This window comes from Allobosea massiliensis (assembly GCF_042655245.1).
Lineage (GTDB): Bacteria > Pseudomonadota > Alphaproteobacteria > Rhizobiales > Beijerinckiaceae > Allobosea > Allobosea massiliensis.
In genome coordinates, this window is sequence record NZ_JBHSLU010000003.1 from 40,882 (window position 1) to 57,430 (window position 16,549).

At 69.2% G+C, this 16,549-nt stretch carries 14 protein-coding genes; 2 read left to right on the forward strand and 12 right to left on the reverse strand.

Annotated elements, in window-relative coordinates:
• Nucleotides 1-67 precede the first annotated feature (67 nt).
• The 3 genes from ftsZ to ACFPN9_RS00460 all read right to left on the reverse strand — a co-directional run bounded on the left by ftsZ (nucleotide 68) and on the right by ACFPN9_RS00460 (nucleotide 4,149).
• Nucleotides 68-1,750, reverse strand: a complete 1,683-nt coding sequence (gene ftsZ / locus ACFPN9_RS00450) for a cell division protein FtsZ (protein WP_066722225.1) — start codon at nucleotides 1,748-1,750, stop codon at nucleotides 68-70.
• Between the two features lie 138 nt (nucleotides 1,751-1,888).
• Nucleotides 1,889-3,217 (reverse strand): cell division protein FtsA, encoded by a 1,329-nt coding sequence (gene ftsA / locus ACFPN9_RS00455; protein WP_066722223.1) that lies wholly within the window; start codon nucleotides 3,215-3,217, stop codon nucleotides 1,889-1,891.
• On the reverse strand, nucleotides 3,214-4,149 hold the full coding sequence (locus ACFPN9_RS00460) for a cell division protein FtsQ/DivIB (protein ID WP_245282262.1): 936 nt from the start codon (nucleotides 4,147-4,149) through the stop codon (nucleotides 3,214-3,216). Before ACFPN9_RS00460 ends, ftsA begins: the two co-directional genes overlap by 4 nt.
• Nucleotides 4,150-4,541: 392 nt before the next feature.
• Here ACFPN9_RS00460 and ACFPN9_RS00465 point away from each other — a divergent pair, with 392 nt between their 5' ends.
• Nucleotides 4,542-4,784 carry a BrnT family toxin gene (locus ACFPN9_RS00465; RefSeq protein ID WP_066722219.1) on the forward strand — a complete coding sequence of 81 codons (243 nt, stop codon included), beginning with the start codon at nucleotides 4,542-4,544 and terminating at the stop codon, nucleotides 4,782-4,784.
• Nucleotides 4,781-5,077, forward strand: coding sequence for a BrnA antitoxin family protein (locus tag ACFPN9_RS00470; protein ID WP_066722216.1), 297 nt, complete (start codon nucleotides 4,781-4,783; stop codon nucleotides 5,075-5,077). Before ACFPN9_RS00465 ends, ACFPN9_RS00470 begins: the two co-directional genes overlap by 4 nt.
• 3 nt (nucleotides 5,078-5,080) lie before the next feature.
• Here the strand turns inward: ACFPN9_RS00470 and murB are convergent, their stop codons facing one another.
• The 9 genes from murB to ACFPN9_RS00515 form a co-directional block, all read right to left on the reverse strand.
• Entirely contained in the window at nucleotides 5,081-6,004 is a 924-nt protein-coding gene (murB, locus tag ACFPN9_RS00475) for a UDP-N-acetylmuramate dehydrogenase (RefSeq protein WP_066722213.1), read from the reverse strand.
• Nucleotides 6,001-7,422: a UDP-N-acetylmuramate--L-alanine ligase gene (gene murC, locus ACFPN9_RS00480; RefSeq protein ID WP_066722212.1), complete on the reverse strand. Its 1,422-nt coding sequence runs from the start codon at nucleotides 7,420-7,422 to the stop codon at nucleotides 6,001-6,003. Before murC ends, murB begins: the two co-directional genes overlap by 4 nt.
• A 15-nt stretch (nucleotides 7,423-7,437) precedes the next feature.
• Complete coding sequence (gene murG / locus ACFPN9_RS00485) at nucleotides 7,438-8,541, reverse strand: undecaprenyldiphospho-muramoylpentapeptide beta-N-acetylglucosaminyltransferase (protein ID WP_066722210.1); 1,104 nt, start codon at nucleotides 8,539-8,541, stop codon at nucleotides 7,438-7,440.
• A gap of 10 nt (nucleotides 8,542-8,551) precedes the next feature.
• Nucleotides 8,552-9,682 carry an FtsW/RodA/SpoVE family cell cycle protein gene (locus ACFPN9_RS00490; protein ID WP_066722208.1) on the reverse strand — a complete coding sequence of 377 codons (1,131 nt, stop codon included), beginning with the start codon at nucleotides 9,680-9,682 and terminating at the stop codon, nucleotides 8,552-8,554.
• A gap of 107 nt (nucleotides 9,683-9,789) precedes the next feature.
• Nucleotides 9,790-10,974 (reverse strand): MalY/PatB family protein, encoded by a 1,185-nt coding sequence (locus tag ACFPN9_RS00495; protein ID WP_066722207.1) that lies wholly within the window; start codon nucleotides 10,972-10,974, stop codon nucleotides 9,790-9,792.
• A gap of 132 nt (nucleotides 10,975-11,106) precedes the next feature.
• Entirely contained in the window at nucleotides 11,107-12,537 is a 1,431-nt protein-coding gene (murD, locus tag ACFPN9_RS00500) for a UDP-N-acetylmuramoyl-L-alanine--D-glutamate ligase (protein WP_066722206.1), read from the reverse strand.
• A 1-nt stretch (nucleotide 12,538) separates the two neighbouring features.
• Nucleotides 12,539-13,621, reverse strand: coding sequence for a phospho-N-acetylmuramoyl-pentapeptide-transferase (gene mraY / locus ACFPN9_RS00505; RefSeq protein ID WP_066722204.1), 1,083 nt, complete (start codon nucleotides 13,619-13,621; stop codon nucleotides 12,539-12,541).
• Nucleotides 13,622-13,641: 20 nt separating this feature from the next.
• Nucleotides 13,642-15,066 (reverse strand): UDP-N-acetylmuramoylalanyl-D-glutamyl-2,6-diaminopimelate--D-alanyl-D-alanine ligase, encoded by a 1,425-nt coding sequence (locus tag ACFPN9_RS00510; protein WP_066722193.1) that lies wholly within the window; start codon nucleotides 15,064-15,066, stop codon nucleotides 13,642-13,644.
• Nucleotides 15,063-16,517, reverse strand: coding sequence for a UDP-N-acetylmuramoyl-L-alanyl-D-glutamate--2,6-diaminopimelate ligase (locus ACFPN9_RS00515; RefSeq protein ID WP_066722191.1), 1,455 nt, complete (start codon nucleotides 16,515-16,517; stop codon nucleotides 15,063-15,065). The genes ACFPN9_RS00510 and ACFPN9_RS00515 overlap by 4 nt, the downstream gene beginning before the upstream one ends.
• Nucleotides 16,518-16,549 lie beyond the last annotated feature (32 nt).

Genomic DNA, 16,549 nt, shown 5'->3' on the forward strand with positions numbered 1-16,549 from the left:
AAGGCAAATCCCGGCGCGCCGAAGGCGCGCCGGGACGGTGTTACAGTGGCTCGGAAGCCCGATGCGCTCAGTTGGCCTGACGGCGCAGGAAGGCCGGGATCTCGAGGTGATCCTCCTCGCTGGTCCGATTCGGTGCGGCGCGGCCATGCGGGTCGAGCTGTCCCTGCGCCGGGCGGGCGGCCGGGGCCGCCGGACGGCGCATGTATTCGGCATGAGCCGCGCTCGGCGCCTGCGGCATGGCGGGAGCCTGACGCACCGGCATCGGAGCCGGCTCGGCGGGCTCCTCCTCCTTGCGGCCGAAGCCGACGGAGGCGAGGCGCTGCATCAGCGACATGCGCTTCTGCTCGGCGGCGCTGGGCGGCAGCGGGGCGGCCTGGGCGCCGCGCTGGGCATTGATCTGGTTCTGCGCCGGGATCGGCAGGTCCTCGACGCGCGGCATGCGGGTCGGGCGGACGACCGAGCGCTCCGGCATGGGCGGGATGAAGCTCTCTTCCAGCATCGGAGCGGGCTCCGGCTGGCGCACGGGCTCCGGCGCGGCCGCGGCCATGGCGGGACGCGGCTGGATCGGAGCGATGCGGATGTCCTCCGGCAGGCTAGCGCGCGGCTCGGGCTCGATCGGCTGCGGCATCCGCAGCTCCATCGGGGCCTCGACCGGGGCCGGCGCGGGAGCAGGAGCCGCCTGACGGGCGGGAGCCGCGGTGCGCAGGCGGGCCTCGGCCTTCAGGCGCTCGGCGACCTGGGCGATGCGAGCCTCGGTCTCGTCCATCTCGGCCTGCGAGGTCACCGGCTTGTCGATGCCCGTGGCGACGACGGAGACGCGGACGATGCCTTCCAGCGCCTCGTCGAAGGTCGCGCCGACGATGATGTTGGCCTCGGAATCGACCTCTTCGCGGATGCGGGTGGCCGCCTCGTCGACCTCGTAGAGCTTCATGTCGCGCCCGCCGGTGATCGAGATCAGCAGGCCGCGCGCACCCTTCATCGAGACGTCGTCGAGCAGCGGGTTGTTGATCGCGGCCTGGGCGGCGTTCAGTGCGCGCTTCTCGCCCTGGGCCTCGCCGGTGCCCATCATCGCCTTGCCCATGCCGCGCATCACGGCGCGCACGTCGGCGAAGTCGAGATTGATCAGGCCCGGACGGACCATCAGGTCGGTGATGCAGGCGACGCCGGAATAGAGCACCTGGTCGGCCATGCCGAAGGCATCGGCGAAGCCGGTGGTCTCGTTGGCGACGCGGAACAGGTTCTGATTCGGGATCACGATCAGCGTGTCGACCGCCTCGTTCAGCTCGCTGATGCCGGCTTCCGCCATGCGCATGCGGCGATGGCCCTCGAACTGGAACGGCTTGGTGACGACGCCGACGGTCAGGATGCCCATATCGCGGGCGACGCGGGCGATGGCGGGCGCCGCACCGGTGCCGGTGCCGCCGCCCATGCCGGCGGTGATGAAAACCATGTGCGCGCCGGCGAGATGGTCGCGGATCTCGTCGATCACCTCCTCGGCGGCCGCGCGGCCGACCTCGGGCTGGGAGCCGGCGCCGAGGCCCTCGGTCACCTGCAGGCCCATCTGGATGATGCGCGAGGCGCGCGACAGGGCCAGAGCCTGGGCATCCGTGTTGGCGACCACGAAATCGACGCCGTCGAGACCGGCCTCGATCATGTTGTTGACCGCATTGCCCCCGGCGCCACCGACGCCGAACACGGTGATCCGGGGCTTGAGTTCCCGGATGTCCGGGGCTTGCAGATTCATCGCCATGGTTGCCTCTTTTGATCCCTTGTCCGGCGCCTGGCGGGAGCCGTCCCGATTGCTACATTCGACGCCGTGGCTCCCCCGAAGAAGGGCTCGCCGGTACTCACACTGTCCTCCGACGGGCGGCCGCGTGGCGGCGCCCGGTCAGAAACTCTCCTTCAGCCAGCGGCCCACACGGGAGAAGTACCCGTCCGTTCCGGTGGCGAAATAGGCTTGCCTCGCGCGGGGCTCGAAATGCTCGACATGCGCGACCTGCGGATAGACCAGCAGGCCGACCGCGGCCGCGAAGGCCGGGCCCTTGCCGGCTTCCGGCAGGCCCTTGATGCCGAGCGGCCGGCCGGTGCGGACCTGCCCGCCGAGCACACGCCGCGCGACTTCGGGGAGGCCCGTGAGCTGGCAGGCGCCGCCCGTCAGCACGACGCGCCGACCGGCCTGTGCCGAGAAGCCAGCCTGGCTCAGCCGGTCGCGCACCAGTTCGAGGATCTCCTCGACCCGCGGCTTGATGATCCGGACCAGCTGCGACTTCGGCAAATGGTTGGGCGTGTCGCGCTCGTCATCGTCGACCTGCGGCACGGAGATCATGTCGCGCTCGTCCGAGGCGCTGGCGATGCAGGAGCCGTGCAGCGTCTTCAGCCGCTCGGCCGCCGAGACGCGGGTCGAAAGCCCGCGCGCCACGTCCATGGTGATGTGGTTGCCGCCGACGGCGATGGCGTCGGCATGCATGAGATGCCCGCCCGAGAACACGCCCAGGCTGGTGGTGCCGCCGCCCATGTCGACCACGACGACGCCCATCTCGGCCTCGTCGTCGACGAGCACGGAGAGGCCTGAGGCATAGGGGGTCGCGACCACCGCCTCGACCTCGAGATGGCAGCGCTCGACCGCCAGCATGACGTTGCGCGCCGCCGAGGCCTCGCTGGCGACGACATGCATGTCGACCGAGAGCTTGCCGCCGATCAGCCCGCGCGGATCGAGAACGCCGGGCACGCCGTCGAGCGCATAGCCGGTCGGCAGCGCGTGGAGCACCGCTTTGCCCGGCCGTAGCGCGTGGGTCGCGGCATGGGCGAGCACACGCTTGACGTCGCCGTCGCCCACCGAACCGGAACGCAGATCGACGCTGGCTGCGTAATGCTGCGAAGCGAGGCGCCCGCCGGTCAGGTTGACGATGACCGACTGCACCTCGACCTTGGCCATGCGCTCGGCCGCATCGACCGCGGCACGGATCGCCTTCTCGGCGCTTTCGAGGTCGATGATCGCGCCGCCCTTAAGGCCGAGCGAACGCTGATGGCCGATGCCGATGATGCGCGCGACATGGGTGCGTCCGCGCAGCCGCTCATTCGCCTCGGCCGGATTCAGCTCGGCGATCAGGCAGACGACCTTGCTGGTGCCGATGTCGAGAATCGACAGCGTCGCGCTCTTGCGCGACGAGAGCGGACGCATCCGCGGCGTCAGACCCTGGGAGGTGACGTGGTTCATGCCTCGCCTCCCTTCTTCTTGGTCTTGCTCTTGAGCTGCTCGGCGCGGGTCGCGGCGCCCTCCTCCGTCAGCCGCATCACGACGCGGTCCGGCTGGCGCAGATCGATGGCCAGCAGGTCCTTGTCGAAGATCCGGTAATCGGCCTGCAGTGCGGCGAGGCGCTTGACGGCAGCGCCCGGATCGACCTCCGGCAGACGAACATCCATGCCGTTCTCGAGCTTCAGGTTCCAGCGCCGCCCGGCGACCAGCGTCGCGGCCCTGATCTGCGCGGCGAGCGGCCCCGCCTGGCTGCGCAGAGCGAGATATTCGCGCGCCCGCACATTGGCCTCCGGGCCCACGACCAGCGGCAGATGGGCGAAGCGCCCGTCATCCATCTTGTCGATCACGGTTCCGTCGGCGGCGATGACGAAGAGTTCGCCCTTGACCTGCCAGAGCGCGAAGGGCTCGCGCTCGACGAGCGTGATCGCGACCTCGCCGGGATAGAGCTTGCGGATCGCCGCCTCGCGGATCAGCGGGGCGGCTTCGAGGCGGCGGCGCGCCTGGTCGGCATCGAAGAAGGGCAGCGAGATCTTGGGGTCGATCCCGGCCGCGACCAGAACCTCGACCTCGGACAGTTCGGCGATGCCGGCGATCGTGACGCGGTCGATGCCGAAGCCGACGAGGCGGGCCAGCATGTGGTGCGGCTCGCCGTAATTGGCGCGCAGAGTCTCGACATGGCCGCCCAGCACCGTGCCCGCGCCGAGGCTGAGGCTCAGGAAGCCGAGCGCCAGCCAGGTCCCGATCCGGCGCGGCAGGCGCCGGGCCAACGGCACGGCGACCGCACTGCGCCGCGACCGGCGCAGCCAGCGGCCGCTCCGCTCACCGACGAGCAGCTGCGGCCCGGGAGCCGGGACCGGCAGGCGGGACGCCGCGACGGCGGCTGCCGACTTCACCGATCGAGGGAGGCGTCCTCCACCATCCATGTGACGCGTTCACCGAAGTTGAGCCCGCATGGGCAGCCAGGGCGGGCACCGAGTCGATTCGGTCTCGTCGGGCCGTCCGGAGCCTCTTCTCAGCACGGAAACACGCTGTTTTGCGGCCCCGGCTCATGAAGGTTCTGCAGACGTCCCGGCACCCGATTGCTTGATGCGCCGTTAACGCCCACTCTTCGATCTGCTGGTAAATTTTTGGTAAAGGTTGCGCGCGGGAGATGGGGATCGCGCGTGGATTCCTTTGCTGCGGCCGGCGAGCGAGACTCTCCGGAGCCGGGATTCTCCAAGCGTCGAAAGGGGACCGACTGCGAGGCCCTTGCCCTGGACGGCACAAACCCGTATATACAAGTTAAATGAAAATCCTGTGGGACGAGCCCAAGCGGTTGGCGAATCTCGACAAGCACGGGATGGACTTCGCGGCGCTCGACGAGCGCTTCTTCGCGGAAGCTCGCATCGGTCCTGCCCGGGACGGGCGTTGGACTGCAATCGGACGCTTGAACGGCGTCGTGACGGTGGTCTTCGTGACCTTGGGCACGGAAGCCCTGTCCATCATCAGCATGCGGCCGGCCTCGCGCCGCGAGAGGAGTATCCTATGACGAAGCCTTTCGTTCACGGGAGAGGTTATGACGAGGCCGATTGGGCCGCTGTCGACAACCCCGAACTGACGGAAGCGGAACTTGCGGGTCTGCGCCCCATGCAGGAAGCCCTGCCCGAGGTCCACGCCGCGCTTCAGGACAGCATCAGGCGACGCGGACCGGCCCGGACGAAGGAAGCCGTGTCGATCCGGCTCGACATCGATCTCGTCGAACAGCTCAGGGCGTCCGGCCCGGGTTGGCAGTCGCGGGTCAACGACGCCTTGCGCGAATGGCTGAAACAACCGATCGCCTGAGCGTCAAACGACGCCGATCCGCTTGATCTCCCACTGCAGCTCGAAGCCGGAATGCGCCTTCACCCGGCGCCTTACCTCTTCGCCCAGGCCCTCGACATCGGCCGCCGTCGCCCCGCCGGTGTTGATCAGGAAGTTGCAGTGCATCTCGGAGACCTGCGCGCCACCCATCCGCAGGCCGCGGCACCCGGCGGCGTCGATCAGCTGCCAGGCCTTGCCGCCGGGCGGGTTCTTGAAGGTCGAGCCTCCGGTGCGCTCCCGGATCGGCTGCGCCGCCTCGCGCGCGGCGGTGACGCGATCCATCTCGGCCTGGATCGCGGCCCTGTCGCCCGGCCGGCCCTGGAACAGTGCCGAGGTGAAGATGATGTCCTGGGTTCCGGCGCCGCTGCTGCGATAGGAAAAACCCATCTCGGCATGGGACAAGGTGACGAGCCTGCCATCGCGCCGCACGCCACGCGCCTCGACGAGTACGTCGGTCGTCTCGCCGCCATGCGCGCCGGCATTCATTCTGAGCGCGCCACCGATACAGCCAGGGATGCCGCGGTAGAAGGCCAGCCCGTCGAGCGCCGCATCCGCCGCCGCCCGCGCCAGCTTGACGTCGGGCACCGCCGCGCCGGCCCGCAGACGATCGCCCGGTTCGATCGTAATCTCGCCGAAGGCCTTGCCGCCGAGCCGGATCACCAGCCCCGGAATGCCGCCGTCGCGGACGATCAGGTTCGAGCCGAGCCCGACGACCGTCAGCGGGATCTCCTGCGGCAGGCCCGACAGGAGATGCGCGAGATCGGCCTCGTCGGCCGGCGTGAACAGCGCCTGGGCCGGTCCGCCGACCCGAAACCAGGTCAACGGCGCCATCTCGGCATTCGCGAGCAGCCGCCCGCGCAGATCGGGTGCCGCGGCGCGGAGGGCCGGCGTGATGTCCGGAAAGCTCATGCGGCGGTCTTTGGCGGCGACAGCGCCGCCAGCTCGCCCGGCAGCGCATAGGCCCATTGGGTGATGTTGCCCGCGCCGAGCAGCACGACGTAATCGCCCGGGCCGGCGAGCTCGGCGACCATCCCCGCGAGCTTGTCGGAGCCCTCCAGCGGCAAGGCGTGGCGGTGTCCGCGCGCCTTGATGCCCGAGACCAGCGAATCCCGGTCCGCCCCCGCGATCGGCGCCTCGCCGGCCGCATAGGTGTCGGCGACGATCACCGTGTCGGCATCGTTGAAGCAGGCGGCGAAATCGTCGAAAAGGCTGGCGAGGCGCGTGTAGCGATGCGGCTGCACCACCGCGATCACCTTGCCTTTTGTCGAGGCGCGCGCGGCCTTGAGCACGGCGGCGATCTCGACCGGGTGATGTCCGTAGTCGTCGAAGATCAGCGCGCCGTTCCACTCGCCGGTCCGGGTGAAGCGGCGCTTGACGCCGCCGAAGCCGGCCAACGCCGCGCGGATGCGCTCGACCGGGATGCCGAGATCATAAGCCACCGCGATGGCGGCGGTCGCGTTGAGCGCGTTGTGATGACCGGGCATCGGCATGATCAGATCGCGGACGACCTCGTCGCGGCCGCGCTTGCGGTCGCGGATGAGCAGCGTGAACTTCGCCTGCCCGCCCGAGAGATCGATGTCGATCAGGCGGAAATCGGCCTGCGGGTTCTCACCATAGGTGACGACGCGGCGGTCCTCGATCTGCCCGACCAGCCCCTGCACCGTGGGATGGTCGATGCACATCACCGCGAAACCATAGAAGGGCAGGTTCTCGACGAAGCTCCGGAACGCGGCCTTGATCGCGTCGAAGGTGCCGAAATGGTCGAGATGCTCGGGGTCGATATTGGTGACGATGGCAACATCGGCCGGCAGCTTCAGGAAGGTGCCGTCCGACTCGTCGGCTTCGACCACCATCCAGTCGCTCTCGCCCATGCGGGCATTGGTGCCATAGGCGTTGATGATGCCGCCATTGATCACGGTCGGGTCGAGCCCGCCCTTCTCGAGCAGCGTCGCGACGAGCGAGGTCGTCGTCGTCTTGCCATGGGTGCCGGCGATCGCGACGCAGCTCTTCAGCCGCATCAGCTCGGCCAGCATCTCGGCGCGGCGCACCACCGGCAGCCGCTTCTCACGGGCGGCAACCAGCTCGGGATTGTCGCGCTTGATCGCGGTCGAGACCACGACCACCTCGGCCTCGCCGAGATTCTCCGCCTTGTGCCCGACGAAGGTCGTGATGCCCTTTTCGGCCAGGCGCTTGACGTTCGCGCCGTCGGACGCGTCGGAACCCTGCACCTTGTAGCCCAGATTGTGCAGCACTTCGGCGATGCCCGACATGCCGATGCCGCCGATCCCGACGAAATGGATGGAGCCGAGCTTCGGCGGCAGTTTCATGATCCGGCGGTCCTGTCAGTTTTGGGAATGGGCGGTGGCGATCACGAGATCGGCCAGTCGTTCGGCGGCATCGGGGATGCCGGCGCTCTTCGCGTTTGCAGCCATGCTCGTCAACCCCGCGGGCTGCGCGATCATCGCCGAGAGTTCGGCGGCGAGCCGTTGCGGCGTGAAGTCCGGCTGCAGGATGCGCTTGGCGCCCCCCGCCCTTTCGAGAAAGGCGGCATTGGCGGCCTGGTCCTGATCGAGCGAGCCCGGCAGCGGCACCAGGATCGCAGGTCGCCCGATCACGGTCAGCTCCGCGACGGTCGAGGCGCCCGAGCGGCCGATGACGAGATGGGCCTGCGCCATCCGGGCCGGCAGATCCTTGAAGAAGGGCGCGACCTCGCAGCGGACGCCGAGTTCGCCATAGAGGCCGGTGACCCGGGCGTGATCCTCGCTGCGCGCTTGCTGGGTAATGACGAGCCGCGCACGCTCCGCCGGCGTCAGCAACTGGAGCGCCGGCGGCACGATATCCGCCATCACCCGCGCGCCCTGGCTGCCGCCGAAGACGAGCAGCCGGATCTCACCCTCCCCCGGCCGGCTATAGTCCAGGGAGGCCGCCTCCAGCACCGCCGGCCGCACCGGGTTGCCGACATGCCGACATTTCGCCTTGAGCGCCTCGGTGATCCCGCCCACCTCGGCGAAGCCGGTCGCGATCGCGGCGGCGCGACCGGCCAGGAACCGGTTGGCCCGGCCCATCACGGCATTCTGCTCGTGGATGATCGTCTTCACCCCGGCGAGCGAGGCTCCGAGCACCGGCGGCACGGTCGGGTAGCCGCCGAATCCGACCAGCACCGCGGGCTGCACCCGTTTGATGATGGCGCGCGCCGCGAAGGTACCCTTGGCGAGTTCCAGCACGGCGCCGGCCATCTTCAGCGGCGAACGGCCCGACGGGGTCGCCGCCGGCACGGCATGCACCGCCTCGGCGGGGAAATGGCCGGCATATTCGGCCGCCCGTGTGTCGGTCATCAGCACGACGCGAATGCCGCGCGCATGAAGCGCATGGCTCAGCGCCTCGGCGGGGAAGAGATGGCCGCCGGTCCCCCCGGCGGCCAGCATCACGAGCGTGCCTTCTGCCATGACGCCGGCCTCAGCGCCTGTAGCCGAAATCGACCGCGCGGGGCCGCTTGCGCGTCAGGGCCAGCAGGAACCCGGTCCCGATCGCCAGCGAGATCAGCGACGAGCCGCCATAGGAGATGAAGGGCAGCGTCATGCCCTTGGCCGGCATCATGTGCAGGTTCACCATCATGTTGATCGCGGCCTGGATGCCGAAGAGCAGAGCGAGGCCCGTGACGGCGAGGCGGATGAACGGGTCCTCCGCCTTCTGGGCCACGAATAGCGCCCGCAGCACGATCAGCGCGAACAGCATCACCAGCAGGATGCAGACGACGATGCCGAACTCCTCCGCCGTCACGGCGAAGATGAAGTCGGTATGCGCGTCGGGCAGGATGCGCTTCACCGTGCCCTCGCCTGGGCCTTTCCCGAGCCAGCCCCCCTGGGCGAAGCTCTCAAGGGCCGTATCGATCTGGAAGGTGTCGCCCGAGCCCTTGTCCATGAAGCGCTCGATGCGGGCGCGCACATGCGGCACGAGCTGGTAGGCGATCAGGATACCGACGGCGCCGGCCCCACCGAGCCCCAGCACCCAGAACCAGTGCAGCCCGGCGACGAAGAACAGCCCCGCCCAGACCAGGGTGACGAGCATGGTCTGGCCGAAGTCCGGCTGCAGCACGAGCGGCGCGATCGTCGCCGGCAGCAGCAGGAAGGCGATCCAGGTTCCCGGCAGGTCGGGGCGCCGCGTCCCCTCGGCGAAGGCCCAGGCGGCCAGTACGACGAAGGCGGGCTTGAGGAATTCGGAGGGCTGGACCGAACCGATCGGCCCGAGCGTGAGCCAGCGCCGCGCGCCCTTGACCTCGACGCCGAGATAGAGAGTCGCCACCACCATCGCGAGCGAGACGGTGAAGAGCAGCAGCGCCATCCGCCGGACCTGGCGCGGCGTCAGGAAGGAAACGCCGACGAAGATCGTCAGCGCCACCAGAAGATAGGCCGCCTGGCGGTTGACGAAATGGAAGGTGGAGAGCCCGAGCCGTTCCGCCACCGGCGGGCCGCCGGCCATCAGGAGCACGACGCCGGAGACCATCAGCGCGACGAGCGCGCTCAGGATGATGCGGTCGATCGACCACCACCAGCGGCCGCTGAGAGAAGGTTCGGCGCGCGAGACCATGACGGGGCTCCAGAGCAGGCTTGGAGCGGCACAAACCACCGCTCCCGATCCGAATCACTCTGTCAACAAAGGGTTAACGGAATGATTCCGAAGCCCCGCATGCCACCCTATTGCAGATCGCCGAAAGCCTGCTGCAGGCGGTCCACCGCTTCCGCCACGACCGCCCGTGGCGTCGCTAGGTTGAAGCGCAGGAAGGAGGCACCGCCCTTGCCGAAGCTCGGCCCGTGATTGGCGGCGATCCGCGCCTGCTTCTCGACGCGGGCCGTGAACTCGGCCGTCGCCATGCCGGTGCCCGCGAAATCGATCCAGGCGAGATAGGTCGCCTCCAGCGGCAGAGCCCGGACACCGGGGATGGCACTCACCCCCTCCTCGAAGAGCCGGCGATTGCCGTCGAGATAAGCCACCAGCGCATCGACCCACGCCGCACCCTCGGGGCTGTAGGCGGCGGTCGCCATCATCATGCCGAAAGAATTGGGCGAGACGCCACCGGCATTGATCGCCGCCGCCAGCGGCGCCCGCAGCGCCTTGTCCGGCACGATGATGTTGCCGACATGGCAACCGGCGATGTTGAAGGTCTTGGTGGTGGCGGTCATCATCACCAGCCGGTCGATGATCTCCGGCGCCGCCAGCGCCATCACGTGATGCTTGTGGCCGGGCATGACCAGATCGTGGTGGATCTCGTCGGAGACCAGGATCAGGTCGTGGCGGACGCAGAAATCGGCGATGGCGCGCAGTTCCTCTCGAGTCCAGACGCGCCCGCCCGGATTATGCGGCGAGCAGAGGACGAACATGCGCTCCTTGCCGGTCATCATCGCGTCCCAGGCCGCGATGTCGAGAACGTAGCGGTCGTCCTCGATCGCGAGCTGACACTCGACGACCTGCCGGCCTGCCGCGGAGATCACGCGGGCGAAGGCATGATAGACCGGCGTCATCAGCACGACGCCGTCACCCGGCTTGGTATAGGCAGCGACGCAGAGCGCCGTGCCGTTGACCAGCCCGTTGGCGGTGAAGATCGCGGCCGGCTCGACGTCCCAGCCATGGCGCGTGCGCATCCACCAGCGGATCGCATCGTGATTGGCTTTGCTGTCGCCGAAATAGCCGTAGAGCCCGTGGGCTGCCATGCCCTCGAGCGCCGCCTGGACGCAGGCCGGCGGCCGGAAATCCATATCCGCGACCCACATGGCGATGCCGTCCGAGGCCGGCACGCCATAGAGCGGCGCCATCATGTCCCATTTCGAGGAATGGGTGCCGCGGCGGTCGATCCGCTCGTCGAAATTGGGGGCGCTGCTCATCGTCGTTCCTCGTTCACTCGGCGGACTCGGCGGACCGGGCGCGCACAGCAGCCTTGTCGCGTTGCGGGCCGTGAGGCCAGTCCCGCTGCGGATGGCCGCCATGCCGCACCGGTAAGGCCGCCTTTCCCGGTGCTAGGCGGTCCCCGCAGGCCGGAAGCCCGGCAGCGCCTTCGCCAGGGCGCGGAAGGCGTCACCGCGCACCTCGAAATTCGGAAACTGGTCGAAGGAGGCGCAGGCCGGCGAGAGCAGCACGGCGATGTCGCCCTGCCCCGGATGGGCCAGCGCATCCCGCGCCGCGCTCGCCAGCGCGACCTCGAGCGTGCCGCTGCGCTCATAGGCGACGCGCCCGTCATCGTCGAAGGTGGCGGCGAAGAGGTCGCTCGCCGCACCGATCAGATAGGCCCGGGCGATATTGGGGAAGTAGCGGCGCAGGGACTCGATGCCGCCCTCCTTCGCCTTGCCACCGAGGATCCAGAAGATGTCGCGGAAGGAGGTCAGCGCCTTCTCGGTCGAATCCGCATTGGTCGCCTTGGAATCGTTGATGAAGACGACGCGGCCGATGCGGCCGATCTCCTCCATGCGATGCGCCAGGCCGGGATAGCTGGCGAAACCCGCCGCGATCTGCTCGGCCGTGAGGCCCAGCGCGAAGCAGGCGGCAAAGGCGGCTGCCGCGTTCTGCGCGTTGTGCGAGCCCCGCAGAGATCCGATGCCCGCGAGATTGGCGACGATGCGGGGCTTGCCGTCGAGCACCTGGACGATCCGCGTCTCCAGCGTGCCGGCATTGGCGGTCACGCCGGCGAAGACGCCGTCATCGAGCGGCTGCTCGCCGCTGATCCTGACCAGCTTGCGGCCGGACGCCGCGCGCCGCCGCGCCATCTGCTTGGACGGCTCGTCGTCGACGCCGATCACGGCGACGTCCGCCGCGGAGACCAGGCGCTCCTTGATCGCGCCATAGGCCTCGAAGGTGCCGTGCCGGTCGAGATGGTCTGGCGTCAGATTCATCTGGATGCCGACGCTCGGCGCCAACGAGGGCGCGAGATCGATCTGGTAGCTCGAGCACTCGATGACGTGGACACGGCTCGCCGATGGCGGCTCCAGCGCCAGCACGGCCGTGCCGATATTGCCGCCCATCTGGACGTCGCGTCCGGCCTGGCGAAGGACATGGGCGACCAGCGCCGTGGTCGTCGACTTGCCGTTGGTGCCGGTGATGCAGACGACCGGCGCCGCCGGCTCCGTCGCCGCGCGCTGCCGGAAGAACAGCTCGATGTCGCCGATGACCTCGACGCCGGCGGCCTTGGCCTTCTCCACTGTCCAGTGCGGGGCAGGATGGGTCAGCGGCACGCCGGGCGCGAGGATGAGGCTGTCGAAGCGCGACCAGTCGGCCGCCGCGAGGTCGACGACAGCGATCCCCTCGCCTGCCGCACGGTCGCGGCTGGTGGCATTGTCGTCGTAGGCTTCGACCTGCGCCCCCCCGGCAATCAGCGCGCGCGCCGTGGCGAGGCCGGAACCGCCCAGGCCGAACAGCGCGACGCGCCGGCCCGCAAAACAGGTGATCGGAGTCATCTCAGCGCAGCTTCAGCGTCGACAGGCCGATCAGGGCCAGCACCACGGAGATGATCCAGAAGCGGATCACAACCTGCGGCTCGGTCCAGCCCAGCTTTTCGAAATGGTGGTGGATCGGCGCCATCAGGAAGACGCGCTTGCCGGTGCGCTTGTAGACGAAGACCTGGATGATGACCGAGAGCGCCTCGATCACGAACAGCCCGCCGACGATCGCCAGCACGATCTCGTGCTTGGTGGCCACCGCCACCACGCCGAGCAGGCCGCCGAGCCCGAGTGAACCCGTGTCGCCCATGAAGATCTGGGCCGGAGGCGCATTGAACCACAGAAAGCCGATGCCGGCGCCGATCACCGCACCACAGACCACGGCGAGTTCGCCGGCGCCGGGGACATGATGGATCTGCAGGTAGTTGGCGAAGATCGCATTGCCCGTGAGGTAGGAGATGAAGCCGAAGGTCGCCGCCGCGATCATCACCGGCACGATCGCCAGACCGTCGAGCCCGTCGGTCAGGTTCACCGCATTGCCGGCACCGACTACCACGAAGGCGGTGACCAACGGGAACAGGATGCCGAGGGGAATGATCAGCTCCTTGAGGAAGGGCATGGCGAAGCCCGACGCGATGGCCGGCGGCCCGAGCTGCATCACGCCCCAGCAGGCGACGAGCGCGATCGCCATTTCGAGCGTGAGCCGCGCCTTGCCGGAGAACCCCTTGTGGGACTGCTTGGTCACCTTGAGATAGTCGTCATAGAAGCCGATGGCGCCGTAGCTCACCGTCACGCCGAGCACGATCCAGACATAAGGGTTGCGCAGATTGCCCCAGAGCAGCGTCGCGACCAGCAGACCGCCGAGGATCATCAACCCGCCCATGGTGGGCGTGCCGCGCTTGGCGAGATGCGTCTGAGGCCCGTCGGTGCGGATCGGCTGGCCCTTGCCCTGCTTGATCCGCAGCCAGGAGATCGCCGCGGGGCCGAAGAAGAAGACGACGAGCAGCGCCGTCGCCGTCGCGCCGCCGGCCCGGAAGGTGATGTACCGGAAGACGTTGAGGATGGGGAACGTCCCGGAAAAGTCGGCGAGCCAGACGAGCATCGGTGTTTCGGTCTCTTGTTCTAGTCTTCGGCCGACGAGGCGGGGAAGCGGGCCGTCAGCGCCTTGACGATCGGCCCCATGCGCGAACCGAGCGAGCCCTTGACCATCACCACGTCGCCGGCTCGCACGGCATCCAGAACGAGCGCCTCGAGCCCGCTCGCCTGCGCGGCATAAGCCCCCCGCAGGGTCGAAGGCAAGCTGTCATACAACCCGCGCATCAGCGGACCGCAGGCGAAGACACTGTCGATGCCGTTGGCGGTGATGGCCGGACCGAGCCCCTTGTGGAGTTCGGGACCGGTCGGCCCCAGCTCCAGCATGTCGCCGAGCACGGCGATGCGACGGCCGCGGCCGGCCACCGGGATGCGCCCCAGATTCTCGATCGCCGCCTTCACGGAGGCCGGGTTGCCGTTGTAGCTCTCGTCGATCAGCGTGAACGCTCCGCCGGGTGCCTCCAGCCGCTGCTGCGCCCCGCGCCCCGCGGGCGGGCGCAGATCGCCCAGCGCCAGCGCCGCCAGCGCGATGTCGGCGCCGACCGCCTTCACCGCCGCCAGAACGGCGAGCGAGTTCAACACGATATGCTTGCCCGGGCTGCCGAGCCGGTAGGTGACCGGTTGCCCCATCACCACCGCATCGACGGTCGAGACGTCGGAGCGCAGCGCACAGGAGATGAGCCGGACATCGGCATCCGCGCTTTCGCCAAAACGGATCACCTCGCCGGCCGGGCCGGCCCTGGCGATCCGCTCCAGCAGATCGGCCTGGGGGATGTCCGCATTGAGGATCGCGGTGCCGCCGGGCTCCAGCGCCCAAAACACGCCGGCCTTCTCCTCGGCGATCCCCTCCAATGAGGCGAAGGCCTCGAGATGGACCGGCTGGATGGTCGTGATGATCGAGACCTGCGGGCGCACCATCCGCGCCAGCGGCAGGATCTCGCCGGGGTGGTTCATGCCGATCTCGTAGACCGCGTAAGCCACGTCTCGGGGAGTCCGACACAAGGTCAGCGGCACGCCCCAATGGTTGTTGTAGGAGGCAACCGGCGCATGCGTCTTGCCCTGGCGCGACAGGATGAGCCGCAGCGCCTCCTTGGTGCCGGTCTTGCCGACGGAGCCGGTGACCGCGAGCACGCCGGCCTTCAGCTCCGCCCGGCGAACGCTGCCGGCCCGCTCCATCGCCTTCAGCACGTCGGGCACAATGGCGAGGGCGCCCTTGCCGGCGAACTGGGCGGCGTGCGCCTCGTCCACGACGGCGAGCGCGGCACCCTTCTCGAAGGCAGCCGCGACGAAGTCATGCCCGTTGCGGGCCTCGCCGGTGATGGCGAAGAAAGCGTCGCCCGGCTCCAGCGTGCGGGTGTCGATCGAGATGCCGGAGATGGCTGCTGGCACAGGGCCTTCGGCCCGCGCGCCCAGCGCCGCGACCAGTTCGTCTCCGCTCCAGAGAGGGGCGCTCATCCTGCGATCTCCGCGATAGCCGTCCGCACCACGTCCTGGTCGGAAAAGGGAAAGGTCCGGTCGCCGATGATCTGGCCGGTTTCATGGCCCTTTCCGGCCACGACCAGCACATCGCCGGGGGCGAGCATCGCGACGCCCGCACGGATCGCCTCCGCCCGGTCGCCGATCTCGCGCAGCTTCGGCGAGGCGGCCATCACCTGCGCACGGATCGCGGCCGGGTCCTCGCTGCGCGGATTGTCGTCGGTGACGATGGCGATGTCGGCCTTTTCGGCCGCGATCGCGCCCATCACCGGGCGCTTGCCGGTGTCGCGGTCGCCGCCGCAGCCGAAGACGCAGATCAGGCGCCCGGTCGCATAGCCGCGCAGGGTCGACAGCACGGCCGCCAGCGCATCGGGTTTGTGAGCGTAATCCACGACCACCAGACCGCCCTTCGCCTCGCCGACGCGCTCCAGCCGACCGGCCACACCGGTCAGTCCTGCGATCGCCTGCAGCGCGCGCTCGGTGTCGTCGCCGGTAGCGATGGCAAGCGCGGCGCCGACCAGCGCGTTGCCCGCCATGAAGTCGCCGACCAGCGGCAGCGTCACGCGGTGCTCGCGGCCGCCGACCGCCACCGTCAGGCGCTGCGAGAAGCCGTCGCGCACGCTCTCGACCAGCCGGATCGTCTCGCCCTTGCGGCCGATGCCGACGAGCCGGTGGCCGGCGGCCAGCGCCGCATCCGCAGCCTCCTGCGCATAGGGCTCGTCGCGATTTATCACCACGGGGGCGCCCTTCGGCAAGAGCGACCAGAGCCGCAGCTTGGCGGCGAGGTAGTCGGCCACCGTCGGATGGTAGTCGAGATGGTCGCGCCCCAGATTCAGGAAGGCGCCTGCGGCCAGCCTGACGCCGTCGAGCCGGTGCTGGTCGAGCCCATGGGACGAGGCTTCCATCGCGAGATGCGTGACGCCCTCACCCGCCAACCGGTCGAGCGAAGCGTGCAGGGACAGCGGGTCCGGTGTGGTCAGCGTGCCATAATCGGCGCCCTTGGCGGTGACGATGCCGATGGTGCCGAGGCTCGCCGACGCGTGGCCCAGCGACTGGAAAATCTGGCGCGTGAAGTCGGCAACCGAGGATTTGCCGCTGGTGCCGGTGATCGCGACGATCGTGCCCGGCTGGCGAGGGTGGATCTGCGCGGCAGCCAAAGAGAGCGCGAGGCGCGGCTCGGCCACCTTGGCAAAGGCGACGGCCGGGTCGAGCCCCTCCGGGCGGGGCCCGCCCGACACGACCGCGACGGCGCCCTTGGCGATCGCATCGGCGATGAAGCGGGCGCCATCGGCCTTGGCACCGGCGAGCGCGATGAAGACCTCACCCGGCCGCACCTTGCGGCTGTCGAAGGCGACGCCCGCGACCGCTCGCGTGGCATCCGCGGGGAAGGCGCCCGGAAACAGGCGGCCGAGGCTGAAGGCTTCTGTCATGATCGCTCGCTAGCGTGGAGCCCGGCCTGCGG